This is a genomic window from Thermomonospora curvata DSM 43183 (assembly GCF_000024385.1).
In the GTDB taxonomy this organism is placed as follows: domain Bacteria; phylum Actinomycetota; class Actinomycetes; order Streptosporangiales; family Streptosporangiaceae; genus Thermomonospora; species Thermomonospora curvata.
Window position 1 is genome coordinate 3,220,273 of record NC_013510.1, and the last position, 24,244, is coordinate 3,244,516.

15 protein-coding genes are annotated in these 24,244 nt (G+C 71.7%); 6 read left to right on the top strand and 9 right to left on the bottom strand.

What is annotated here, in order from left to right; all coding sequences use genetic code 11:
• Nucleotides 1-18: 18 nt before the first annotated feature.
• The 3 genes from TCUR_RS13645 to TCUR_RS13655 all read left to right on the top strand — a co-directional run bounded on the left by TCUR_RS13645 (nucleotide 19) and on the right by TCUR_RS13655 (nucleotide 5,802).
• Nucleotides 19-2,292, top strand: coding sequence for a TOMM precursor leader peptide-binding protein (locus TCUR_RS13645; protein ID WP_012853097.1), 2,274 nt, complete (start codon nucleotides 19-21; stop codon nucleotides 2,290-2,292).
• An 82-nt stretch (nucleotides 2,293-2,374) separates the two neighbouring features.
• Entirely contained in the window at nucleotides 2,375-3,043 is a 669-nt protein-coding gene (locus TCUR_RS13650; RefSeq protein WP_012853098.1) for a hypothetical protein, read from the top strand.
• Nucleotides 3,044-3,783: 740 nt separating this feature from the next.
• The gene (locus TCUR_RS13655; RefSeq protein WP_169313029.1) at nucleotides 3,784-5,802 is read left to right on the top strand and encodes a sensor histidine kinase; all 2,019 of its coding nucleotides are present in this window, start codon (nucleotides 3,784-3,786) and stop codon (nucleotides 5,800-5,802) included.
• A gap of 69 nt (nucleotides 5,803-5,871) precedes the next feature.
• Here TCUR_RS13655 and TCUR_RS13660 read toward each other — a convergent pair whose 3' ends face one another.
• From TCUR_RS13660 to TCUR_RS13675, 5 genes are all read right to left on the bottom strand, one after another.
• Entirely contained in the window at nucleotides 5,872-6,477 is a 606-nt protein-coding gene (locus tag TCUR_RS13660; protein WP_012853100.1) for a response regulator transcription factor, read from the bottom strand.
• A 55-nt stretch (nucleotides 6,478-6,532) separates the two neighbouring features.
• Nucleotides 6,533-6,784, bottom strand: coding sequence for an acyl-CoA carboxylase epsilon subunit (locus TCUR_RS26525; protein WP_148233020.1), 252 nt, complete (start codon nucleotides 6,782-6,784; stop codon nucleotides 6,533-6,535).
• Nucleotide 6,785: 1 nt separating this feature from the next.
• On the bottom strand, nucleotides 6,786-8,435 hold the full coding sequence (locus TCUR_RS13665) for an acyl-CoA carboxylase subunit beta (RefSeq protein WP_012853101.1): 1,650 nt from the start codon (nucleotides 8,433-8,435) through the stop codon (nucleotides 6,786-6,788).
• A gap of 209 nt (nucleotides 8,436-8,644) precedes the next feature.
• Nucleotides 8,645-9,862 (bottom strand): ketosynthase chain-length factor, encoded by a 1,218-nt coding sequence (locus TCUR_RS13670; RefSeq protein WP_012853102.1) that lies wholly within the window; start codon nucleotides 9,860-9,862, stop codon nucleotides 8,645-8,647.
• The gene (locus TCUR_RS13675; RefSeq protein ID WP_012853103.1) at nucleotides 9,859-11,127 is read right to left on the bottom strand and encodes a beta-ketoacyl-[acyl-carrier-protein] synthase family protein; all 1,269 of its coding nucleotides are present in this window, start codon (nucleotides 11,125-11,127) and stop codon (nucleotides 9,859-9,861) included. Before TCUR_RS13675 ends, TCUR_RS13670 begins: the two co-directional genes overlap by 4 nt.
• Nucleotides 11,128-11,356: 229 nt before the next feature.
• On the opposite strand from TCUR_RS13675, the gene TCUR_RS13680 reads away from it, so the two are divergent.
• From TCUR_RS13680 to TCUR_RS13690, 3 genes are read left to right on the top strand one after another with little or no spacing between them, the layout of a single operon-like run.
• Nucleotides 11,357-12,319: a daunorubicin resistance protein DrrA family ABC transporter ATP-binding protein gene (locus TCUR_RS13680; RefSeq protein ID WP_012853104.1), complete on the top strand. Its 963-nt coding sequence runs from the start codon at nucleotides 11,357-11,359 to the stop codon at nucleotides 12,317-12,319.
• A 32-nt stretch (nucleotides 12,320-12,351) separates the two neighbouring features.
• Nucleotides 12,352-13,188 carry an ABC transporter permease gene (locus tag TCUR_RS13685; RefSeq protein ID WP_012853105.1) on the top strand — a complete coding sequence of 279 codons (837 nt, stop codon included), beginning with the start codon at nucleotides 12,352-12,354 and terminating at the stop codon, nucleotides 13,186-13,188.
• A gap of 39 nt (nucleotides 13,189-13,227) precedes the next feature.
• Nucleotides 13,228-14,370, top strand: a complete 1,143-nt coding sequence (locus TCUR_RS13690) for a nucleotide disphospho-sugar-binding domain-containing protein (RefSeq protein WP_012853106.1) — start codon at nucleotides 13,228-13,230, stop codon at nucleotides 14,368-14,370.
• Nucleotides 14,371-14,447: 77 nt separating this feature from the next.
• Here the strand turns inward: TCUR_RS13690 and TCUR_RS13695 are convergent, their stop codons facing one another.
• The 4 genes from TCUR_RS13695 to TCUR_RS25010 all read right to left on the bottom strand — a co-directional run bounded on the left by TCUR_RS13695 (nucleotide 14,448) and on the right by TCUR_RS25010 (nucleotide 24,211).
• Nucleotides 14,448-15,566 carry a DegT/DnrJ/EryC1/StrS family aminotransferase gene (locus TCUR_RS13695; RefSeq protein WP_012853107.1) on the bottom strand — a complete coding sequence of 373 codons (1,119 nt, stop codon included), beginning with the start codon at nucleotides 15,564-15,566 and terminating at the stop codon, nucleotides 14,448-14,450.
• Nucleotides 15,567-15,922: 356 nt separating this feature from the next.
• Nucleotides 15,923-17,080, bottom strand: a complete 1,158-nt coding sequence (locus TCUR_RS13700) for an acyl-CoA dehydrogenase family protein (protein WP_052305510.1) — start codon at nucleotides 17,078-17,080, stop codon at nucleotides 15,923-15,925.
• 14 nt (nucleotides 17,081-17,094) lie between these two features.
• Nucleotides 17,095-18,117 carry an aromatase/cyclase gene (locus tag TCUR_RS13705; protein WP_012853109.1) on the bottom strand — a complete coding sequence of 341 codons (1,023 nt, stop codon included), beginning with the start codon at nucleotides 18,115-18,117 and terminating at the stop codon, nucleotides 17,095-17,097.
• A complete protein-coding gene (locus tag TCUR_RS25010; protein ID WP_083789858.1) occupies nucleotides 18,098-24,211 on the bottom strand; it encodes a type I polyketide synthase in 6,114 nt (2,037 codons plus the stop codon). Before TCUR_RS25010 ends, TCUR_RS13705 begins: the two co-directional genes overlap by 20 nt.
• Between the last annotated feature and the right edge of the window lie 33 nt (nucleotides 24,212-24,244).

Sequence of the window (24,244 nt, forward strand, 5' to 3'; positions counted from 1 at the left end):
GGAAAGGCGGCGCGGCACATGACCCGGACCACGACGTCGACCGGCCGCAGGGTCGGCTTCAAACGGCACCTTCGGCTCGAGTTCGCCGACGGCGGGATCACCTACCTGATCGAGGAGGGCGCGGTCACCGCACTGGAAGGGTCATGCGCCGCGCCGCTGGCGCGGCTGCTGGACGGCACCCGGGACCTGGCCGGGGTGCTGCGGGATGCACCGGCCACCCTGAGCTCCCAGGAGGTCGCCGCCGGGGTGCGGCGACTGGCGGAGGCCGGACTGCTGACCGTGCACGCCGACCACGACGACGCCGAACCGGTGGTGCTGGCCTACTGGGACGCCGCCGGGATGCACGGCTCCCAGGTACTGGAGGAGCTGCGCGGCAAGCGAGTCGAGCTCCTTTCGCTGTCCCAGATCGACACCGCCCCAGTTGCCGACGCCTTCCAGGCCGCCGCGATCCCCTTGTCGTCCCCGCAGGACTCCCGGTCCGCCCCGGCGGACGAACGCGCCGACCTGACCGTGGTGCTCTGCGACGACTACCTCGACCCCCGGCTCGCCGCGATCAACGACGATCATCGGCGCACGGGGCGGCCGTGGCTCATCGCCAAGCCCACCGGCACCGAGGTGTGGGTCGGGCCGTTCTTCGTCCCCGGCGACGGGCCCTGCTGGCGATGCCTGGCCGACCGGATCGCGGTGCACCGCCGCGCCGAGGCGCACTTGCGGGAGCTGGCCGGCGACCGGGCGGTGCCGCCTCCCCCCAGGGTGAGCCTGCCGGTGACCATCGCCTCAGCGGCCTGCACGATCGCGCTGGAGGCCGTCAAGTGGCTCGGCGGCCACCGCCATCCCGGCCAGCGGCGGGTGTGGACCCAGGACACCCTCACCCTGCGCGTCCGGCACCACGAGGCCGTCCGCCGCCCGCAGTGCCCCTCCTGCGGCGACCCGGACCTGATGCGGCGGCGGGCTCACCGTCCGGTCGAACCCGTCTCCCGGCGCAAGGCGCCCGGCGCCCGCGGCGGCCACCGGTCCGCCGCCCCGGAGAGCGTCCTGGAGCGGTACCGGCACCTGGTCGGGCCCATCACCGGCATCGTCGCCGAGATCACCCCCGACGAGCGCGGCCCGCGATTCTTCAACTCCTACCGTTCCGGTCCCAACCTGGCGCTGCGCGCGCGCACCCTCAAGGGCCTGCGCTCAATGCTGCGCTCGCACAGCGGCGGCAAGGGCGTGACCGCGGTCGAGGCCAAGGCCGGTGCATTGTGCGAGGCGGCCGAGCGGTTCTGCGGCTCCTTCCAGGGCGACGAGTGCCGGATCAGCGGCTCCTTCGAGGCACTGCGGCACCTGGCGATACATCCCAACGCCTGTCAGCTGTTCGACGAACGGCAGTACGCCGCCCGCGCCGAATGGAACTCCGCTCACGGCCCGCTGCTGCACATTCCCGAGCCGTTCGACGAGCGCGCCGTGATCGACTGGACCCCGGTCTGGTCGCTGAGCCGCCGGGAGCACCGGCTGCTGCCGACCTCGATGCTGTACTACGGCGCCCCCGGCCCCGTCCCGGCCGACTCCAACGGCAACGCCGCCGGCAGCTCCCTGGAGGACGCCATCCTGCAGGGGCTGCTGGAGCTGATCGAGCGGGACGCGGTGGCGATCTGGTGGTACAACCGGCTGCGGATGCCGGAGTTCGACCTGGACGACCTCGGCGACCCGTGGATCGACCGGCTCCGGCAGGTCCACGCCGACCTCGGCCGCCAGGTGTGGGTGCTGGACGTCACCTCCGACCTGGGCGTCCCGGCGATGGCCGCGCTGTCCCGCCGGACATCCGGCGGGCCCGAGCGCATCATGTTCGGCTTCGGCGCCCATCTCGACCCGGCGGTGGCGGTCCGCCGCGCGCTCACCGAGCTCAACCAGGCGATGCCCTGGGTCGTCGCGGAGCAGCGCGAATGCGGCGACCCGGATCTGGAGCGCTGGCTGCGTGAGATCACCGTCGAGCAGCAGCCCTATCTGACCCCCGACCCCCACGCCCCCAAACGGCGCCGCAAGGACCACCCGTATGTCTTCGAACCCGACCTGGCCGAGGACATCGCCTCCATCCAGGCCACGCTGGAGGCGGCCGGCCTGGAGGTGCTGGTGCTCGACCAGACCCGCCCGGACGTCGGGCTTCCTGTGGTGAAGGTCATCGTTCCCGGATTGCGCCCGTTTTGGGCCAGGTTCGCCCCCGGACGGCTCTTCGACGTCCCGGTCCGGATGGGGCTGCGGGAGCGGCCGACACGCTACGCGGATCTCAATCCGATCCCGCTGTTCGCCTGACTCGAGCGGCCCTCGAGTCGCGGCGGAAGAATCACCGAAGACCGGCGGCCCAGTTGAATCCCCGCATTAGAAGGCAAAACCGTTGGCTGAGCCTAGATGTCCCACGCTGACCGCCCGTCCGCTCTGGTCGCTGACCGAGGACGTCCTGCTGCTGAACGTCGGCGACGGACTGGTGGCGCGCACCCGATGGGGCGACATCCACATCGACGACGGCAGCGCCGTGGTGCGCGAGTCGCTGCACCGCATGACCCTGGGCCCGGTGACCTTGGGGAACGTCGCGGGTCTGCGAGAGGACTACCTGCGTTGGAGGGCGGGCTCGCAAGAGACCTCACCGGCCTGGCGCCGGGTGCAGCGGGTGATCGAGCAGCTCGGCGGCTGCGTCATCGCCTCACTCGAACTCGGCGACGGCGCCGGCCCGGACATCTCGGTCGTGCCGGTGTCGGCCCACGCCGCCTTCTCCATCCCGCCGGTCACCGAGACCAGTCTGGTGACGCTGGTCCCCGGCTGCCGCCTGGAGTCCCTCGGCGGGTTGCACACGCTGTCCGCCCCGTCGGCGCTCCACCAGGTGGAGCTGCGCCCACCGGCGGTGAACGTGGTCCGCCGGCTGGCCGGCGGGCCTCACCTCCTGAAGGACGTCGCGGCCGCGGTGCGGCTGAACGTGCGGCTGACCGTCGATGTGGTCGCCTATCTGGCCGGCGCCGGCATGGTCACGGTGGCCGAGCGGTCCGGGCCGGCCTCCCCGGCCCTCTAGCGCGATCGGGCCGCCCTCCGGCATCCCCGGAAAGCGGACGCGACCTGCGGCGACGATTCCGTCCCGGCCCACCGGCCGCGGGAACCGCGCTTCACCGCAGTGACCACTTCCCCTTTCAGGCACGCCCCATATGAGCCGGTAGTGGCCATCTCGCATTCTTCTCTTGCCCAAAAGGAGGTCACTCAGTCAGGCTTGGATCGTATTCAGGTGTCACCGAACTTTTTCAGTACCCGTTCTGCCTGATCACCGGCGTGATGGCCCGTTCCACCACGGTCGGGACGAGCCGGTGACCGGCGCCGTGCGGACCGCCTCGGGCGCGGCTCGCCCGCTGCGCGGGCCCGCCGGTCACGTGTCGGAAAAGGTTCACTGTCGTGAGCAGCGGGCAAGGGGCGGATCACATGACACTGACGGCGGCGTCGCCCGATACTTCGAGCATCGGCCGACGGTCGGCGCCACCGCCTCTCGAGCGACCCACCGCCCTGGCGCCCCGGCTGGCCATGCTGGTCATGGCCTCGGTGTTCGGCGGCTTCTACGCCATGGCCCTGGTTTGGGTCTTCGAAGACGGAGCGACGCCGCAACGGGTGGCACTGGCCATTGTGGCCGGGGTCACATTGCTGGTAATGCAGTTCGGCTTCTTCAGCCGCGTTGGCGCCGACTTGCGCTCCAAACGGGCATATGGACTGCTCGTTCTGCATTTGCTGGTTTCTTATCTTCCGCTTATTCACCTGGGGAACTCCTGGGTGTCGCTGCAGGCTTTCTCGGCCGGGAACGCGCTCTTGGTGCTGCCGGCCGTTCCACGCTGGATCGCCTGGGCGGTGATCGCGCTCAGCGTCGGCGTCATCGGCGCCCCGTACGTCGATCCGCCCTATGGCGTCCCCTACCTGATCCTCATCACGGGGCAGACCGGGCTCATCGTCTACGGGCTCTCCAAGTTGCGCTCGGTGGTCTCCACCCTGCATGACATGCGCAGCGAGCTGGCCCGTGTCTCGGTGGCCGAGGACCGGCTGCGGTTCGCCCGGGACGTGCACGACCTGCTCGGCTCCGGCCTGTCGGCGCTCGTCCTCAAAAGCGAGCTGGCCCACCGGCTGATCGTGCCGAATCCGGCGCGAGCCGCACGGGAGCTCGCCGAGATCCTCGACATCGGACGGCGGGCGCTGGCGGACGCCCGGTCCGTGGCGGCCGGCGGACACCGGCTGCGCCTGGCGGAGGAACTGGAGTCGGCGCGCTCGATCCTGGCGGCCGCCGAGGTCGAGCTGTCGCTGCGCGGGGCGGACACCCGGCTGCCGGAGCCCATCGAGACGGTCTTCGCGACGATCTTGCGGGAGGGCATCACCAATGTGCTCCGCCATGGCGCCGCCCGGCGCTGCTCGGTCACCATCGGCCGGGACGGCGCCACCGCCGTGCTGGAGATCGTCAACGACTGCTCCGCCCCGAGCCGCGGCCTCGACCTGCCTCTCGGCGGCAGCGGGCTGGCCAACCTGACCCGCCGGATCGACAGGATCGGCGGAACCCTGATCGCCCGGCTCCGGCCCGATGGCACGTTCCTTTTGCGCGCCGAGGCGCCCCTGGACACGCCGGAGGGCGGGGACGGCGCCGAGCCGGTGAAGACGGCCCGGCCCGCACCCGCCTCCGGCCGGCGTTTTCGGGACGAGAGGCTCCGCTTCCCCGAGCTGCTGGTGTGGACCACGCTCGGCGGCTACTCCCTGATCGGCGTGCTATGGGTGCTGAGCACCGTCAAGGGGGCCGGTCCGATGGCGTTCGCCTTCGCCTGCATCGGCGGGGTCGCCCTGATCCAGCTGGGGTACTTCGCCAATCCGCGCGTCGGGAAACGCCCGGCGCGCTCCTACGGGGCGCTTCTGGCGCTCGCCGCGCTGACCCTCACCCCGATCGTGGTCATGCAGAACCCCCACCTGGGCACGCCCGGGCTCGTCGCCGGCAGCATCCTGCTCACGCTGCGCCCGGCCGTGGCGGTACCGGGTTTCCTGGCCGTAGCGCTCGGCATCGCCGGCGTGCACGCCGCCCTGGGCAGCGCGCCCCTCTATGTGGCGTACGGGGCCGTCTCCACCGCGATGACCGGTCTGGTGACCTTCGGGATGGTCCGGCTCATCGCACTGGTGGCCAGTACGCATGCGGCCCGCCGGGAACTGGCCGACCTGGCCGTGATGGAGCAGCGGCTGCAGTTCGGCCAGCAGCTACAGGAACTGGTGGGCCGGAGCCTGTCGAACGTCATCGCCCGAGGCGAGCTGGCGATGCGGCTGTGCGCCGATGAACCGGAGCGGGCACGGGCGGAGCTGGGCGAATTGCTGAGGGTGGCCCGGCAGGCGCTCACCGATGTACGCAAGGTCGCCTCGGGTCACCGGGACATCACCCTGGACTCGGAGTCTTCTTCGGTGCGCTCGGTGCTGACCGCCGCGGGGATCGACCCGTGCATCAGCCTGGCGCACGGCCGGCTGCCGCAGCCGGTGCAGAACGTGCTGGCCATGGTGCTCCGCGAGGGGGCGACGAACGTGCTGCGGCACAGTGAGGCGACCCGCTGCGCCATCACCACCCGGCGCACAGCCGAGGGGGTGATCCTGTGCATCGTCAACGACGGGGCGTCCGCGACCGGAGGCACCCTGGCGGAGGGCGGCGGAGTCGACAGTCTCCGTTCCCGGCTGACCGAGCTGGGCGGCTCGTTGGAGGCCGAACACGGCCGCGACGGCCTGTTCATGCTGCGGGCGCATGTGCCTTTGCCGGAGCCCGGCCCGCAGCCCGGCTGAGCCTCCGCGCGCCGGGGCCCGCCGTCCGGGCGGCGCCCTCCCCCGCCGTGCCGCACGATGCGGCGGCGGTCACAGCCAGTCGGAGGCGTGGGCGATCCTGATCGCGTCGATCCGGTTGCGGGCGTTGAGCTTGGAGACCGCCGAGGCGAGGTAGTTGCGCACGGTGCCGGTGGTCAGGAACAAAGTGGCGGCGATCTCCTCCACCCCCGACCCGCTGGCCGCGATCCGCAGTACCTCCAGCTCCCGCTCCGTCAGCGGGCACTCCCCGCTGTCCCAGGCCGCGAGAGCCAACTGGCCGTCGATGTAGCGCCGGCCCGCCGCGACGGTCCGGATCGCCTCGGTCAGCTCCCCCGGCGGCGCGTCCTTCATGATGAAACCGCCCACCTTGGCCGTCAGCGCCTTGCGCAGGGTTCCCGGACGGCCGAGGCTGGTCAGGATAAGAGTGCGGGTCTCGGGCAGTTCCTGATGGATCATGCGGGCCGCGGTGATGCCGTCGACGACCGGCAGGTCGATGTCAATGATCGCCACATCGGGCCGGTAGGCGCGGGCCACGCGCATGATCTCGTCACCCGAAGCCACGTCCGCGACAACCCGGATGTCCTCCTCGAGGTCCAAAAGCGCGACAATGGCCGCGCGGACGATATGCATGTCTTCTGCCAGCATCACCCGGAGCATCGGACCCCACCCTAGCCGGGATATGCAACTTTCGCCAGAAAGTTCACGAAATGCTCTAAATTCCGGGTTCGCCGCCTTCGGATGTCCATCGTGCGGTCCGCCGGCCGCCCGCTTGCAGTGCGCCGCACCAGTCGCCGGGCGCGTGATAACAGGACGACGACAACCAGTTCGCCTCCCGGGCGACCGCGAGCTCTTCCGATTCCTCGGCGATTCGGTCCCGCACAATGCTGAAAACAACGGCCAATGCCGCGATGTCATATTCGTTCGGACGGCCCGCGACAATTCTGAAAAGCGGTTCACCGGGCATGTCACATCGGGGGGTTGCCGTGTTTGCGGGCCGGTGCGGGAGCGTGCTTCATCTCCAGCATATCCAGCGCCCTTATCAGGGTCTGCCGGGTTGTCGCCGGGTCGATGACGTCGTCGACCAAACCGCGTTCGGCCGCGTAATAAGGGTGCATCAGCTCCTCGCGGTAGGCCTCGATGCACTCGGCCCTCGTCCGCTCCGGGTCGGGGGAGCCGGCTATCTCGCGGCGGAAGATGATGTTGGCCGCGCCCTCCGGGCCCATGACCGCGATCTCGTTGGTCGGCCACGCCAAGGACAGGTCGGCCCCGATGGACCGGGAGTCCAGCACGATGTAGGCGCCACCGTAGGCCTTACGCAACACCAGCTGGATGCGGGGGACCGACGCGGCGCAGTAGGCGTACAGCAGCTTGGCGCCATGCCTGATGATCCCGTTGTGCTCCTGCTCGCGTCCGGGCAGGAAGCCGGGCACATCGACCAGCGTGATCAGCGGGATGCTGAAGGCGTCGCACATCTGCACGAACCGAGCACCCTTGGCGGAGGCGTCGATGTCGAGCGCGCCGGCCGCCACCAAGGGCTGGTTGGCGACGATACCGACCAGCCGGCCATCCATCCGCGCCAGCGCACAGATGAGGTTGCGCGCCCAATGCTCGTGCAGCTCCAGGTACTCACCGTGGTCGACGATCTCTTCGATGACCCGGTGCATGTCGTAGGCCGTGGCGGAGCCGACCGGGACGATGTCCAGCAGCGCCTCGTTCCTGCGGTCGGGAGGGTCGCCGGTCCGCACCACGGGGGCCAGGGTGCGGTTGTTGGGCGGCAGCAGTGACAGCAGGTACCTGACCTCTTCGATGCAGGACTCCTCGTCGTCGTGGACGAAGGTGGCCACCCCGGACAGCGAAGCGTGCACATCGGCTCCCCCCAGGCCGTTCATGTCGATGCGCTCGCCGGTGACGGCCTCGACCACGTCCGGACCGGTGATGAACATCTGCGCCACGTCGCGGACCATGAACACGAAGTCGGTCAGCGCCGGCGAGTAGGCGGCGCCCCCGGCGCACGGCCCCAAGATCACGCTGATCTGCGGGATGACCCCCGAGGCCAGGGTGTTGCGGCGGAAGATGCCGCCGTAGCCGGCCAGCGCGGTAACGCCTTCCTGGATCCTGGCCCCGGCCCCGTCGCACAGGCTGACCAGCGGTGCACCGGCCGCCACGGCCATGTCCATCACCTTATGGATCTTCGCCGCGTGCGCCTCGCCGAGCGCCCCGCCGAAGATCCGGAAGTCGTGCGCGTAGACGAACACCTTCCGGCCGAAGACCAGCCCCCAGCCGGCCACCACGCCGTCGGTGTAGGGACGTTTGCGGTCCAGGCCGAAGGAAGTCGCCCGGTGCCTGCGGAACGCCTCGATCTCGACGAAGGTCCCCTCGTCGAACAGCAGGTCGATCCGTTCCCGGACGGTGAGCTTGCCTCTGGCCCGCTGCCGGCGGGTGGCCTCCACGCTCGGCCCCCGCACGATGGCGGCCTTCAGCCGGTTCAGGCTTTCGGCGCGGGTACGCAGGTTGTCCTGTTGGGTGAGCACATCGCCGTTCCCTGCGGCACCGCCCCGGGCCGTCAGCCCCTCGGCCGCGACGCTCTCCACCTCTTTGTCCACTGGCGTCGTCATCACAACTCCTAGCGTGTGAAGATCCCCGCCGGACGGCGGAGGAACGCGGCGCGATGCCGCATGCACCGGTGTGCGAACGGGTGCACGGCCGATGCCGCCGACGGCCGGGAGCGGGCACCGGCCCGGCCTCCCGGCTCTCCCCGAGGATCGGCCACCGGGCTCGCGGCCGGCTCGACCCGCGCGGGAGGATCGGCCGCGATCCGGGCGGATCAGCGGTATTCGCGCACCACGATCGCCGAGTTGAAACCGCCGTGCCCCCTGGCCAGCACCAGCGCCGCCCGCACCGGTTCATAGCGGGGCCGCCCGAGCACCAGGTCCAGTTCGTAGTCGGGGACCGCCTCGCGGACGTTGACGGTGGGCGGGATCGCGCCCCAGTACATCGCCAGCAGCGCCGAGGCGACGTCCAGCGGGCCGCCGCCGGCGAACAGCCGTCCGGTCATGGTCTTGGGCGCGGTGACCGGCACGCCGCGCGGCCCGAACACCGCGGCGATCGCCTCCGCCTCCGCCCGGTCCAGGGCGAGGTCTCCGGCCGCGTCGGCGAAGACCACGTCGATGTCGCGGGGGTCCATCCCGGCGTCGCCGAGGGCGAGCTCGATGACCCGGCGCAGACCCGAGGGCCGGCCCGGGCGACGGGAGTCGAAGGTCGCCGCGTAACCGGCGACCTCTCCGTAGATCCTGGTGCCCGGGCGTTTCTCGGCCAGTTCGGCGGCCTCCAGAACCATGATCGCCCCGCCCTCCCCGGGCACATAGCCGTTGGCCCGCTCATCGAAGGGCAGGTACGCCCGGGCCGGGTCGGGGCAGCGGCTCATCGCGCCGGTGGCCTGATGCGCCACCCACGCCCAGGGGCACAGCGCGCTGTCAACGCCGCCGGTGAGGACGAGCCGGGAGCCGTCCGCCAACTGCCGACGGCCGTGCCCGATGGCGTCCAGCCCGCCGGCCTGCTCGCTGACCACCACCGAGCCGGCGCCGCGCATGCCGTGCCGGATCGAGATCTGGCCGGCGTTGACCGCATAGAACCAGGCGAACGACTGGTAGGCGCTGACGTGGTCGGGTCCCTGGCCGTGCAGCTTGGCCAGTTCCCGCTGGCCGAACTCATACCCGCCGCCCGTCGCCGCGGTGACCACGCTCATCCGGTTGGAGGGCACGTCCCCCTCCTTGAGGCCGGCCTGCCGCAGCGCCCAGTCGGCCGCCACCAGGGCCAGGCGGGTCATGTGATCGGTTTGCGGCAGCAGCCTGCTCTGCAGGTGCCGCTCGGCGTCGAAGTCGGGCACCTCACCGCCGACCTTGCTGCGGTATTTGGAGATGTCGAAACGGGTGACCGTGCGGAGGCCGGACACCCCGTTCATCACGGCGCGCCAGTATGCGGTCGGCCCAAGACCGTTGGGCGCCGCTATGCCGATCCCGGTTACCACTGCCCGCTGGGTCATCGCTTGTCTCCGCCCATCTGCCGCAGGACCATCGCGCTCTGGAAACCGCCGAAGCCGCTGCCGACCGTCAGCGCGGTGTGGACCCGCTTCTCGCGCGCCACCAAGGGCACGTAGTCCAGGTCGCACAGAGGATCGGGTTCGTGCAGATTCGCCGTCGGAGGGATGAGGTCCTGCTGGATCGCCAGCAGGCACCCGGCGATCTCCAAGGAGCCGATCGCCCCGAGCGAATGCCCGATCATCGATTTGAAGGCGCTGATCGGTATCCGGTAGGCCTCCTCGCCGAGGCTGCGTTTGAAGGCGCCGGTCTCGTGCAGGTCGTTCTGCTTGGTGCCCGAGCCGTGCGCGTTGATGTAGTCGATGTGGGCCGGCAGCACCCGCGCCTTGTCCATCGCGGCCTCGATGGCCTCCGCCATTTCCCTGCCCTCGGGTTCGAGGCCGGTCATGTGGTAGGCGTTGCAGCGGGAGGCGTAACCGGCGACCTCGCCCCAGATCCGGGCACCGCGGGCCCTGGCGTGCTCCAGCTCCTCCACGATCAAGATGGCGCTGCCTTCGGCGAGCACCAGGCCGTCCCGCGTCCGGTCGAACGGGCGGCAGGCGGTGGCCGGGTCGTCGTTGCGGGTCGAGCTGGCCCGCAGCACATCGAAGCAGACCACGGTGATCGGGGACAACGGCGCCTCGGTGCCCCCGCTGATCACGACATCGGCGCTGCCCTCCTCGATGAGGCGGGCCGCATAGCCGACGGAGTCGATGCCGGAGGTGCAGCCGGTGGAGACCATGGTGGTGGGGCCCTCCGCACCCACCAGCCAGGCCAGCTCGGCGGCCATCGAGCTGGGGTTCACATAGTCGTACAGGTGCGGGACGGAGTAGTTCTGATCGATCTCCCACTGGCTGCCGTCGGCACTGCCGATCACGAACTCCCGCTCCAGGCTGGTCGTGCAGCCGATCGCGCATCCGAGGGCCACGGCGACCCGGGTGGGGTCCAGCCGGTCGAAGTCCAGGCCCGAGTCGGCGATCGCCTCCCTGCCGGCGACGATCGCGAACTGCGCCGCGCGGTCCAGACGGCGGATCTGCTGCCGGGTCAGCCCTTCCTTGACGGGGTCGAAGTCGCACTCGCCGGCCATGCGGGACCGGAAGGGCGAGGGGTCGAAGTGGGTGATCGTCCGGATGGCCGTTCTCCCCTCCGACAGCAGACTCCAGTACTCCTTCACCCCGACGGCGCCTGGCGCCAGTACACCCATCCCCGTGATCACAGCGCGACGAGACATCGCTGACCTCCCGATTCGATGCGCGCTTGCGGCGCGGACCGGAGCCGGGCCGAAAGCCGGAGGCGTTCGTCCCGCCGGTCCCTTCGAGGGCTCAGCGTGCGCCGCGGTGCTCGAGACGGACTCGACCAGGGCCTAACCGCGCAGGCCCATCCTTGGGTTTCCCGGCGGACGCGCGGCGTCTGCGGCGCCGGATCACACCCGAACGGCTCATTCGAACGGAAGGCAAGCCATGGCAGCATCCGCGACGGATCTCGCCGTCGAGACGACAGGGCTGGTGAAGACCTTCGGCGAGCTCCGGGCCGTCGACGGCATCGATCTGGCCGTGCCCGCGGGGACGGTGTACGGAGTGCTGGGCCCCAACGGCGCGGGCAAAACGACGACGCTGAAGATGCTGGCCACGCTGCTGCGGCCGGATGGCGGCCGGGCCGCGGTGTTCGGCCACGACGTGGTCGCCGAGCCCGACGCGGTGCGCAGCCGCATCGCGCTCACCGGACAGTACGCCTCGGTGGACGAGGATCTGACCGGGGCGGAGAACCTCACCCTGCTGGCCCGGCTGTCCGGGCACGGCAGGGCGGCCGCTCCCGGACGGGCCGAGGAGCTGCTGGCCGCCTTCGGGCTCACCGAAGCGGCCGGCCGGCAGGTCAAGACCTACTCCGGCGGGATGCGGCGGCGCCTGGACATCGCCGCCAGCCTGATCAACACCCCGGACCTGCTGTTTCTGGACGAACCGACCACCGGGCTGGACCCCCGCAGCCGCAACCAGGTGTGGGAGATCGTCCGCACCATCGTCGCCCGCGGCACCACGGTCCTGCTCACCACCCAGTACCTGGAGGAGGCCGACCAGCTGGCCGACCGGATCGCGGTCATCGACCACGGCAGGGTCATCGCCGAGGGCACCCCCGGAGAGCTGAAGTCCGCCGTCGGCGCCGGCTCGATCACCCTGCGGCTGCGCGAGGCCGCACAGCGCGAGCGGGCCCGGGCCGCACTGAGCCGGTCGCTGGCCGCCACCGTCGAGGCCGGCGACGACCCGCTCGCCCTGACCGCCCGGCTGACCAGCGCCGACGACTCGGCCGCCCAGGCCGCCGCCGCGCTGGGCGAGCTCGCTCGGCTGGGCGTCGCCGTCGATGACTTCGCGCTCGGCCGTCCCAGCCTGGATGAGGTTTTCCTGTCCCTGACCGGCCCGGCCACCTGACCGAAACCGCCCGACCGAACAGGAGTATCGCCATGACCACCACGGCCGAGAGCCCGGCTGCGCCCCAGTCCGAGCAGTTGCGCGCGCTGCTGGCCGAGCGGCGGCGGCCCACACCGCCGGGCGTGTGGGAGTCCGTCCGCGCCACCACCTGGCGCTCACTGCTGAAGATCAAGCACACGCCCGAACAGATGTTCGACGTGACCATGTTCCCGATCATCATGGTGCTGCTGTTCTCCCTGATGTTCGGGGGCGCCATCGCCGGTTCCCGGCAGGAGTACGTGCAGTACCTGGTGCCCGGGATCATGACCATGAGCGTGCTGCTCACCACCATCTACACCGGGATGACCATCCACGTCGACCTGCGCACCGGGGTGTTCGACCGGTTCCGGACGCTGCCGATCTGGCGGCCGGCTCCCCTGGTGGGCTACCTGGTCGCCGACGCGTTCCGCTACGTCGTGGCCTCCATCTGCATCCTGGGCGTCGGGATGCTGCTGGGCTACCGTCCCGGTGGCGGCCCGCTGGGCGTGGTCGCGGGCGTTGCGGTGCTGCTGGCCTTCGCCTTCGCCGTCTCCTGGGCCTGGACGGCCCTGGGCATCGCGGCGCGGAGCGAGAAGACCGTCAGCTCGGTGAGCATGGCCGTGCTTTTCCCGCTGTGCTTCCTGTCCAACATCCTGGTCGACCCCAAGACGCTGCCCGGCTGGCTGGAGGCGGTGGTGAGCGTCTCCCCCATCACCCAGACGGTGACCGCCGTGCGCGCTCTGATGGACGGAGACCCGCAGGCGGCCGCCCTGGCGGGGACCGCCTGCTACGGCGTGCTCTTCCTGGCCGTCTTCGGCGCCCTGTCGCTGCGCGCCTACAACCGGCGCTGACCTTCATCGGTGACCCGCATCCCTTTTCAGGAGACGACCGTGCGATTCCTTTTCATGACCGGGGGTGGTTCGGCCCCGATCCACGCCAGCGTCCCGCTCGCCTGGGCGGCCCGGACGGCCGGGCATGAGGTCATCATGGCCGCCCCGCAGGAGAACCTGGACCTCATCGTCGGGCTCGGCCTGCCCGCCGCCCCGGTGACCCGGCTGGGCATGGGCGATGCGATGCTCAAGGACCGGGAGGGCAACTGGCTGCCGATGCCCACCGGCGAGGACGATGAGATGGACTTCGCCGGCCGCGGCTTCGCCCGGCTGGCGGCCGCCAGCTACGAGGGCGCCGCGAAACTGGTCGAGGCCTGGCGGCCGGACGTGGTGATCGGCGGCGAGTACACCCTGGTCGCCCCCTTGATCGCCCATCGCTTCGGGCTGCCTTTGGTCAGCCACACCTGGGCCATCTACGACCGCACCGACGTGGACTGGCAGGGCGCCACCGACGAACTGCGGCCGGAGTTGTCGCGGTTCGGTCTGGAGCAGGTCCCCGCCTGGGACCTGTTCGTCGACATCACCCCGCCCAGCGTCCGCCCCGCGCACGCGGAGCCGGCCCAGCCGATGCGCTGGACCCCCGGCAACAGCCAGGTCCCGCTGGAGCCGTGGATGTACACCAAGGGCGACCGGCCCCGGGTGGTGCTGACCTCCGGGTCGCGCAGCATGTTCGTGCCGAACCTGGGGGTGGACTTCTTCCGCCCGCTGCTGCAGACCCCGCTGCTGAGCAGCGGTGAGGTGGAGGTGATCGCGGCGACCTCCGAGGCCGTGGCCGCGCATCTGCGCGAGGAATTCCCCGGCCTCAAGGCCGGTTACGTGCCGCTGGACGTGGTGGCGCCGACCGCGGACGCGGTCGTCCACCACGGCGGCGGGGTCACCGTCATGACGCTGCTCAACGCCGGCACCCCGCAGGTGGTGCTGCCCGAGATCAAGTACTCGGCGATCCCACTGCGCCCGGTGGACGAGTTCGGCGCGTCGATCACCCTGCCCTCGCATCGGGAGCCTCCCGAGGAGGTCGCGGCGGCGATCTCCAAGATCCTGGAGAACCCGTCCTATGCCGGGCGGGCGGCCAAGCTGGCCGAGGAGATCGCCGGGATGCCCGCCCCGGCCGAGGTCGTCAAGAAGATCGAGGCTCTCGTCTGAGAACGCACCGCCGCGGCGGAACGCGGGCCGGTCCGCAAGCGGACCGGCCCGCGTCGCGTGTCCGGGGAGGCGGTGTTTCAGAGCGTCCGCAGCACCTCGCGCACCGCCGAGATCACCTTGTCCTGCCGCTCCCTTGACAGGGACGGGTACATCGGCAGCGAGAAGATCTCCTTGGCGAGCCGCTCAGTGACCGGCAGCATCCCCTCCTTGTACCCCAGGTGGCTGAAGCCCGACATGGTGTGCACCGGCCAGGGGTAGCTGATGTTCAGCGAGATGTCATAGCGCTTGAGCGCCTCGATGATGTCGTCGCGGCGGGGGTGGCGGACGACGTAGACGTAGTAGACGTGGGTGTTGCCCGGGTTCACCGTGGGCAGCAGCAGGCCCTGGTCGGCCAGGTCTCCCAGGCCCTCTTCGTAGCGCCGGGCCACGGCGCGGCGGCCGGCGATGTACTGGTCGAGCCTGCGGAGCTTGCGGCGCAGGATCTCGGCCTGCACCTCGTCCAGGCGGCTGTTATGGCCCGGTGAGCGCACCACGTAGTAGACGTCTTCCATGCCGTAGTAACGCAGCCGCCGCAGGTCGGCGTCCACCTCGTCGTCGGAGGTGATGACCGCTCCGCCGTCGCCGTAGGCGCCCAGCACCTTGGTGGGGTAGAAGGAGAACGCGGCGGCGTGCCCCATGGTGCCGGCCAGCCAGCCGTGGTGGCGGGCGCCGTGCGCCTGGGCGCAGTCCTCCAGGATCACCAATCCGTGCCGGTCGGCCAGCTCGCGCAACGGCGCCATGTCCACGCACTGGCCGTACAGGTGCACCGGGACGATCGCCTTGGTCCGGGGAGTGATGGCCTCGGCCACCTGGTCGGTGTCCATGAGGAAGTCCTCTTCCCGGACGTCGACGAACACGGGGGTGGCGCCGGCGCCGACGATGGCCACCACGGTCGGCGCCGCGGTGTTCGACACGGTGATCACCTCGTCACCGGGGCCGACGCCCAGTGCCTCCAGGCCGAGCTTGACGGCGTTGGTGCCGTTGTCGACCCCGGTGCAGTGCGCCACTCCGTGGTAGTCGGCGAACTCCCGCTCGAACCCCCGGACGCTCTCCCCCAGTATCAGCCGGCCGGAGCTGAACACTTTATCGACCGCCTCGAGCAGGTCGTCCCGTTCCTTCTCGTACTCCGGCAGGTAGTCCCATACGTACATGGTCATCGCAGGTCACCCTCCGTTCCCGGGTCCGATGACCTCAGCTTGAACGGGCCCGATCGGGGCTCGCTCAAGCCCTGCCGGGTCCGGCTCCGGCCGGACTCGAGGAAGGGTTCCCGACCGCCCGCCGGCGGCAGGAGGGCCGCTCCGATGACGGCGGCGGGTTCTTCCTGCAGACGCGCACCAACCCGCCGAAGGCCGGCCACACCGTCCTGCCCGCCGTGCAGGAGGCAACCGACGAACTCGCCCGCGTCTTCGCCCAGTGGGTGAAGGAGGACACCACCGCCTTCACCGCCTGACCGCCCAACGGCTTCGGCCGGGCCCCGCGCGGGGCCCGGCCGAAGCCGTTCACAACGCCGCGGTCATCGCCGTTTCCCTGCGGGCACCACGTACCGGGTGTAGAGCAGATCGCGGATGACGTCGTCGCCGCCCTCCACGATGCCGACGTAGCGCATGTCACGGACCAGCTTGCCGATCGGGTGGTCGTGGGTGTAGCCGAGCCCTCCGAACATCTCCGAGCCGATGGTGGCGACCTGCCAGCCCGCCTGGCCGCAGTACATCTTGGCGGCCAGGGCCGAACGCAGCGTGCCGGCCCGGTACATCACCGCCGCCGGATCGGGGGCGGCCATGAGCCGGTCGAACTCGGCGGCCGCCGCCCGGCATTGGTTGCGCATGACGTCGATGAGCATCTCGATCTGGCCGAGCTTGCCGGCGAACACCGCGTTGTCGGTCAGCGGGACGCCTTTGACCCGCTTGCCCGCCGCGTACTCCATCGACAGGTCCCGGATCCGGCGGGCGATCCCGATGGCCGTGGCGGCGATGAGGATGCGGCTGGCGTTCAGGCCGATCTCCAGATTGCGCAGCCCGTTGCCGCGCAGCCGGTTGCCGGCCGGCACCACGCACCCGCGCAACCGCACCTGGTAGGTGGCCGAGCCCCGGACACCGATCACATCCCAGCGCTTGACGATCTCCACCCCCGGGGTGTCGCGCGGCACCGCGATGACGGCGAAGTCGCCGTCGTCATCCGCCGAACGGGCCAGCACCAGCAGGGCCTCGGCGGCGTCGGAGTTGGTGGAGAAGTACTTGTCGCCGGTGACGACCAGGTCGTCGCCGGAGCGGGCGAAGACGGTGGCGGTGCGGCCCAGTTCGCTCCCGGCCTCCTCTTCGCTGCCCAGGATGCCGAGCACCCCGCCGTCGCGGGCCAGTTTCCGCAGCAGCGGGCCGGCCAGGGACTCCTCCCCGTACAGTTGCAGCATGGTGGTGCCCAGGATCGGCAGGAAGGAGCCGAAGGCGAACCCGGCGTCGCCGTAGGCCAGCTCGGAGACGATGTCCACACCGTCCTCCAGGGACACCCCACGGCCGCCGTACCGGGCCGGGATCCACCAGTTCGCCAGCCCGGCCTCATGCAACCGGACCGATTCGATGGTGGGCTGTTCGGGCAGGGCGTCGAAGTAGGAGGCCTTGTCCATCAGCTCGGTGTGGACGAAGGCCCGCACCCGGTCAAGCAGATCGGTGGTCATGACGGGCTCCCGGTTCATCGGGCCTCGGCTCGCGCCGCGGCCCTGGACTCGACGAACTCCCGGGCCTTGGCCATGGTCGCCCGGCTGTTGGAGCCGAGGGCGTGCCGGACCGCCTCCCGGGCGGCGGCCGGCGACGGCGGCGGGTCGGGCAGCGCGGCGATGCCTTCGGGGTCGAGGATCACCTGGTGCCGCGCGGTCACGGTGACCGTGCCGTCCGGTCCGGGTTCAAACAGCCACTCACCGTTGTGCGCGGCGAGCACGGGCGGCAGTTTGACCTGCTTGTAGGAGATCCGCCGCGGCAGGCAGACCCGTCCGGAGATCGTGGTGTGCACCGAGCCGTCCGGGGAGCGGGTGTCCATCTCCATGTACTGCAGCCCGGGCGTGTCCTCGCGGACCTCGATGCGCTGCACGTGAGGGATGCGCTCGGGCCATTTGGCCACGTCGTAGATGAAGTCGTAGACCTCCTCCAGGGGGCCGGTGACGGTCTCGGTGTCGCTGAAGTCCAACAGCAGTTCGGCCTCGGCGTCGCCGCGCTCGGCGGCGCGCCGCAGGTGCTCCAGTTCGGAGCGGCTGTTGGAGTCCACCGCCCGGGCGATGCGGTCGAGCCCGACCGGGTCATCGTCGACGGCCCGGTAGTGGTGGTCCAGGACGACCGTGCAGCCGCCGTCCGGCCGCGGCCGGATCGTCCAGGCGCCGCCCATCGCGGCGACCGGGTGCTGGGGGCGGGTCTGCTCGAACTCCACCCGGTGCCGATCCGGGTACAGCCGGCGCCGCGACTCCCAGGTGCGCAGTTCGCCGTTGGCCAGCGCCCAGATCCGGATGCGCTCTTCGGCGTCGTCGCCGTCGATCCGCTCCGCCCGCACGGTCGGCGGGAAGTACAGCGGCCAGCGGCTCACGTCGGCGACGATCCGATAAACGGCCTGGGCCGGGGCCGCCACGTCGATCCGGTGGCTCACCTCGGTCATGCCGATCCTGGAGGGGGTGGTGGGGGTCTGCACGGCGGGATCGGGGGTGGTGTCAGCGAAGTACTGCGGCATCGTGGCCGTCCAATCTGGTGATCATGAACTCGACGAGTTTCTGGGGAGTCGGGTGGTCCAGCACGGCTCCGGCGGGCAGCCGGAGCCCGGTCGCCGCGTTGAGCCGATTGCGCAGGTCCACGCTGAGCAGTGAGTCGAAGCCCAGGCTCTTGAAGGAGTCCTGGGGGCCGACCGTGGACGGGTCGCCGTAGCCGAGCACCTCGGCGGCGTGGGTGCGGACCAGCTGCAGCAGATCCTCGGCCGTCGGCCGCCGGGAGGCCGGATCCGCCGGGGCGTCCGCGGCGGGCCGGACGGCAGGGGGAGCCGCCGGGGCCGGACGGCGGGCGGAGGCGTCCTCGCGCAGGCCGTTCAGCAGCGCGGCCGCGCGGCTGCCGGGGTTCAAAAGACCGGTGTCGGCGGGCCGCAGGGGCACCAGCAACGACCGGGCGGAGCCCAGGCTCTGGTCCAGCAGCCGCAGCCCGTGCCGGGTTTCCATCGGGGCCAGCCCGATCCGGCTCAATGCGGCGGTGTCGGTCTGCGACAAGTGCCCGGTCATCCCGGTGGCCTCCCGCCACAGGCCCCAGGCCAGCGAGGTCGCCTCCAAGCCCCGTGCCCTGCGGTACTGGGCCAGAGCGTCCAGGAAGGCGTTGGCCGCGGCGTAGTTGGCCTGGCCCGGCCCGCCGAGCACTCCGATCGCCGAGGAGAACAGCACGAACGCCGACAGGTCCAGGTGCTCGGTGAGGCGGTGCAGGTTCCAGGCTCCGGTGACCTTGGGCCGTAGCACCGCCCGCAGCCTGGCCGGGGTGAGCTGGGAGATCAGCCCGTCGCCGAGCATTCCCGCGGTGTGGAAGACGCTGCCGGGCTCGTGCTCGGCGATGACCTTGGCGAGGGCGTTCTCATCAGTGACGTCGCAGGCGATCACGCTCACCTCGGCGCCGAGGCCGGCCAGTTCGGCGCGCAGCTCCGCCGCGCCCTCGGCGGCGGGGCCGCGCCGGCTCACCAGCACCAGGCGCCGCGCGCCGTGCGCGGCGGCCAGGTGCCGGGCCAGGACGGCGCCCAGGCCGCCGGTGCCGCCGGTGATCAGCACCGGGCGGTCCGGGTCGAAGGACCGCGGCATGGTCAGCACCAGCTTGCCGCGGTGCTTGGCCCTGCTGAGCATCCGCAGCGGCGTCTTGCCCTGGCGGACGTCCCAGGTGCGCAGCGGCAGGTGGGTCAGGACGCCGGCCTCGAACAAGGCGACCAGTTCGGCCAGCACCTCGCCGATCCGGTCCGGGTGCTGGCCGAGGATGTTGTAGGTCCGGTAGGTGATGCCGGGGTACTCGGCCTCGGTGCGGGCGACGTCGCGCAGGTCGGTCTTGCCCATCTCGGCGAACCGGCCGCCCTCGGCCAGCAGTCCCAGTGAGGCGTCAATGGCCTTTCCCGACAGTGAGTTCAGCACCACGTCCACGCCCCGGCCGCCGGTGACCGCTCGGAACCGCTCGGCGAAGTCCAGCGAACGGGAGGAAGCGATGTGGTCGTCGGGCAGCCCCCACTCGCGCAGCATCGCGTGCTTGCCGGGGCCGGCGGTGGCGAACACCTCGGCGCCCAGGTGCCTGGCCAGTTGGATCGCGGCCAGGCCGACGCCGCCGGTGGCGGTGTGGATCAGCACCGACTCGCCGGGCCGGATCCCGGCCACGTCGACCAGGCACTGGTAGGCGGTGATGAACACGATCGGCACGCTCGCCGCCTGCGCATAGCTCCAGCCCTCGGGCAGATGCCTGATCATGCGCTCGTCGGCGACGGCGACCGGTCCCAGGGAGCGTTCGAACATCCCGAACACCCGGTCCCCGACCGCAAAGCCGGTGACCTCGGAACCGACCTCGGTCACCACCCCGGCGCCCTCGCTGCCCATGGTCTTCTCGGTGGGGACCAGCCCCAGCCCGACGGTGACGTCGCGGAAGTTGAGCCCGGCCGCACGAACCTCGATGCGCACCTGCCGGGGCCCGAGCGGGGCCGCGGCCTCCGGGTGCGGGATGAGCGCCAGGTTCTCCAGGGTGCCCTTGCTGGTGACGTCCAGCCGCCAGAAGCGCTCTCCCTCCGGGGGGCGCAGGCCGTCGTCGTGCAGGGGCCGCAGCCGCGGCCGGTACAGCCGTCCCGCCCGGATGGCGACTTCGGGCTCGTCACAGCTCAACGCCCGGGGAAGGGCCTGGAGGGAGGCGGGGTCGTCGTCGATGTCGACCAGTGCGAACGTTCCCGGGTGCTCCGACTGCGCCGACCGCACCAGCCCGGTGACCACCGAGGAGGCCAGCCCGGGCACCGGCTCCCGGTCGGTGATCGACAGCGCCCCGCGCGTCACCAGTGCCAGCCTCGTGTCAGCCGACCGCCGGTCGGCCAGCCAGCCTTGCAGCAGGTCGGTGGCGGCGACGGCCAGCTCTTCGGCGGACTCCGGCAAGTCATGGCCGTCCGCGGCCAGGGCGGCCGCGACGACCGCCGGCGCCGGGTCGGGGAGCGATTCCAGGTCGGGGTAGTCGCGCCGGGCGCCGAGGCCGGGAGAGGCCAGCGTCGCCCATTCGGCGGACGGGCCCTCTTCCTCCTGCGGCATCGGCTCCCAGGCCAGTTCCAGGGTGGTGCCCTCTTCGTCCGGGTCGGCGGGGGGCCGCAGCTCCAGCTCCCCGACCGAGCCGACGACGCGGCCCTCCTCATCGCAGCAGCTCAGGGAGAGCCGGCCGGCCTCGGTGACCGCGCGCACCCGCAGCGTCCGCGCCCGGGTGGGGGCCAAGGCGACATCCCGCCATGCGAAGGGCACCACGAGCCTGGTGCCCGACTGCAGCACGGCGGCGTGCAGGGCGGCGTCCAGCAGCGCCGGGTGCGCGGTGGCGAAGTCCCCCGGGCCGCCGACCTCGTCGGGCAGCGTCACCTCGGAGAAGATCTCGTTGCCGCGCAGCCACATGGCGCGCAGGCCGGTGAACGCCGGACCGTAGCGGTAGCCGCGGCCCGACAGGCGCCGGTAGGCGTCGGTGAGGTCGACTCGGGAGGCGTCGGCGGGGGGCCACTGCTCGATCCCCTGGCCCTGCTCCCCGCCGCGGGCGGCCAGGACCGCCGTCGCATGTTCGATCCAGCCGCCGTCCGGACGGCGGGAGTGCACGGTCAGCGGCACCCGGCCGGCGGCGTCAGCGGCCTTGCAGACGATCCGCAGCTCGGCCGTGCCCTGGTCGGGCAGCGGCAGCGGGGCGCTCAGGGCGAGCTCGGCGACGACCGGGCGGCCGATCCGCTCGCCCGCCTCGGTGAGCAGTGACAGGAACACCGTGGCGGGCACCAGGGCGGTGTCCCGCACGGCGTGGTCGGGCAGCCAGCGGTGGATCTGCGGATCGATCCGCGCGGTCAGCACGGTCTGCCCGGACGGCAGGTCGGTCCGCCCGGTGACGAACGCCCCGCCGGCGGTGCCGGATGCGCCGCCCGTGCCGCCGGACGGCGCGGTCACCCAGTAGCGACTGCGGTCGAACTGGAACGTCGGCAGGTCGATCTGCCGCCCGGGGGGCTGCACCGCGGTCAGGTCGACCGGTCCGGCCGCGCCGGCCGGTGCGGCCGCCGACATCAGGAACTGGCCCAGTCCGCCGCCGTCCCTGCGGAGGGTGCCCACGACGGTGCCGCGGACCCCCATCTCCTCGCAGATCTCCTGCACTCCGTAGGTCAGCACCGGGTGCGGGCTGACCTCGATGAAGACCCGGTGGCCGCGGTCGATCAGCTGCCGGATCACCGGGTCGAACCGTACGGTGCTGCGGAGGTTGTCGTACCAGTAGGCGGCGTCCATGCTCGCGTCGTCGATGACGGTGCCGGTCAGCGTCGAGTGCAGCGGCACCTGCGGCGGACGCGGGGACACCCCGGCCAGTTCCTCCAGGAGCGTGTCCTTGAGCGCCTTCATGGCGTGGGTGTGGGAGGCGTAGTCGACCTCGATCCGGCGGGCCTCCACGCCTTGGCGTTCGCAGACCGCCAGGAGGTCTTCCAAGCCGTCTGTGCTCCCGGCCACCACGGTGGCGGTCGGGGCGTTGATGGCGGCGACGCTCACGCCGTCCACGGTGTTCAGCAGCCGCTGCGTCGCCTCCACGCCCAGCGGGACGGACACCATCCCCCCGGTGCCGGCCAGCGAGCGCAGGGCCCGGCTGCGCAGCGCCACGACCCGGCAGGCGTCGGCCAGGCTCAGCGCGCCGGCCACGTGCGCGGCGGCGATCTCGCCCTGGGAGTGGCCGACCACCGCCGCCGGGCGCACGCCGACCGACTCCCACAGCCGGGCCAGCGACACCATCACCGCGAACAGGGCGGGCTGCACCACGTCGACGCGGTCGAAGGAGTCGCCGCGCAGCTCCTCGGTCAGCCGCCAGCCGCACAATCCGGCCAATTCGCGTTCACAGGCGAGCATGCTCTCGCGGAAGACCCGGGACTCCTCCAGCAGCGCCAGGCCCATCTCCCGCCACTGCGATCCCTGGCCGGGGAAGACGAAGACCGGTCCGGCCTCGTCCGGGCGGGCCTCGCCGCGCAGCACGGTCGGCGACTGGTAGCGGCCGGTGGGGGGCGAGGCGGGGCCGCCGGAGGCCAGGGTCGCCAACCCCGCGGTCAGGTCGTCCCGGGTGTCGGCGATGACGACGCCGCGGTGGGGGAAGCGGGTCTTGGCGCGCAGGGTGCGCGCCACGTCCTCAGGGGCGGCCTGCGGCCTGCTCTCCAGGAAGCCGGCCAGGGCCCTGGCCTGGGTGCGCAGCGACTCGGGGGTGGGGGCCGACAGGCTCCACACCAGTGGGCCGGCGGCGGCGGGTTCGTCGTCCTGCTCCGGAACGGGCGGAGCCTCCTCCAGCACCAGGTGCGTGTTAGTGCCGCTGATCCCGAAGGAGGACACCCCGGCGCGGCGGGGCCGGCCGTCCCGCCGGGGCCATGGGCGGGCCTCGGTCAGCAGCGCCAGCCCGCTGCGCTCCCAGTCCACGTGCCGGGTGGGCCTGGAGACGTGCAGCGTCGCCGGCAGCGTCCCGGCCTTCATCGCCTGCACCATCTTGATGACCCCGCCGACTCCGGCGGCGGCCTGGGAGTGTCCCAGGTTGGATTTCAGCGAGCCCAGCCACAGGGGGTGTTCGGCGTCCCGGTCCTTGCCGTAGACGGCCGCCAGCGCGCGGGCCTCGATCGGGTCGCCCAGTTCGGTGCCGGTGCCGTGCGCCTCCACCGCGTCCACGTCGTGGGGGGCGAGGCCGCAGCTGCGCAGGGCCCGCCGGATGACCTCCTCCTGGGCCGGCCCGCTCGGCGCGGTCAGGCCGTTGCTGGCGCCGTCGGAGTTGGTGGCGCTGCCCCGGATGAGGGCGTGGATGCGGTGTCCCCGGGCGAGCGCGTCCGGCAGCCGCTCCAGCAGCAGCAACCCGGCGCCCTCCGACCAGGCGGTGCCGTTGGCGTCGTCGGAGAAGGCCCGGCAGCGCCCGTCCGGAGACAGCCCGCCCTGCCGGTGGAAGTCGACGAACATGCCCGGCGTGGCCATCACCGCCACCCCGCCGGCCAGCGCCAGGTCGCACTCGCCCTGGCGCAGCGCCTGGACGGCCAGGTGCACGGCGACCAGCGAGGAGGAGCAGGCGGTGTCCACGGTGATCGCCGGGCCGCGCAGCCCGAAGTAGTAGGCGATGCGTCCGGAGGCGACGCTGGGCGTGCTGCCGGTGATGCGGTAACCGCCGGCGCCTTGGTTGTCCTCGTGCAGCCGCGGCCCGTACTCCTGAGCCATCGCGCCGACGAACACTCCCGTGTTGCTGCCGGCCAGGCCGTCGCGGTCCATGCCGGCCCGTTCGAAGGTCTCCCAGGCCACTTCCAGCAGCACCCGCTGCTGGGGATCCATGCCTTCGGCCTCGCGCGGCGAGATGCCGAAGAACTTGGCGTCGAACTGGTCGGCGTCGTGCAGGAAGCCGCCCCGGTCGGTGCCGGCCCGGCCGCCGGCGAGATCTTCCGGCCGCCAGCCGCGGTTGTCGGGAAAGCCCGAGGTGGCGTCCACGCCCTCGGCGACGAGCCGCCACAGGTCCTCCGGCGAGCGGACGCCGCCGGGATATCGGCACCCCATGGACACGATCGCGATGGCCTCCTGCTCACCGCGTGGGGCTCTGGTTCCAGCAGTCATCGTCAACGTGGCCTTTCGTCGGGTTGCAGCGAA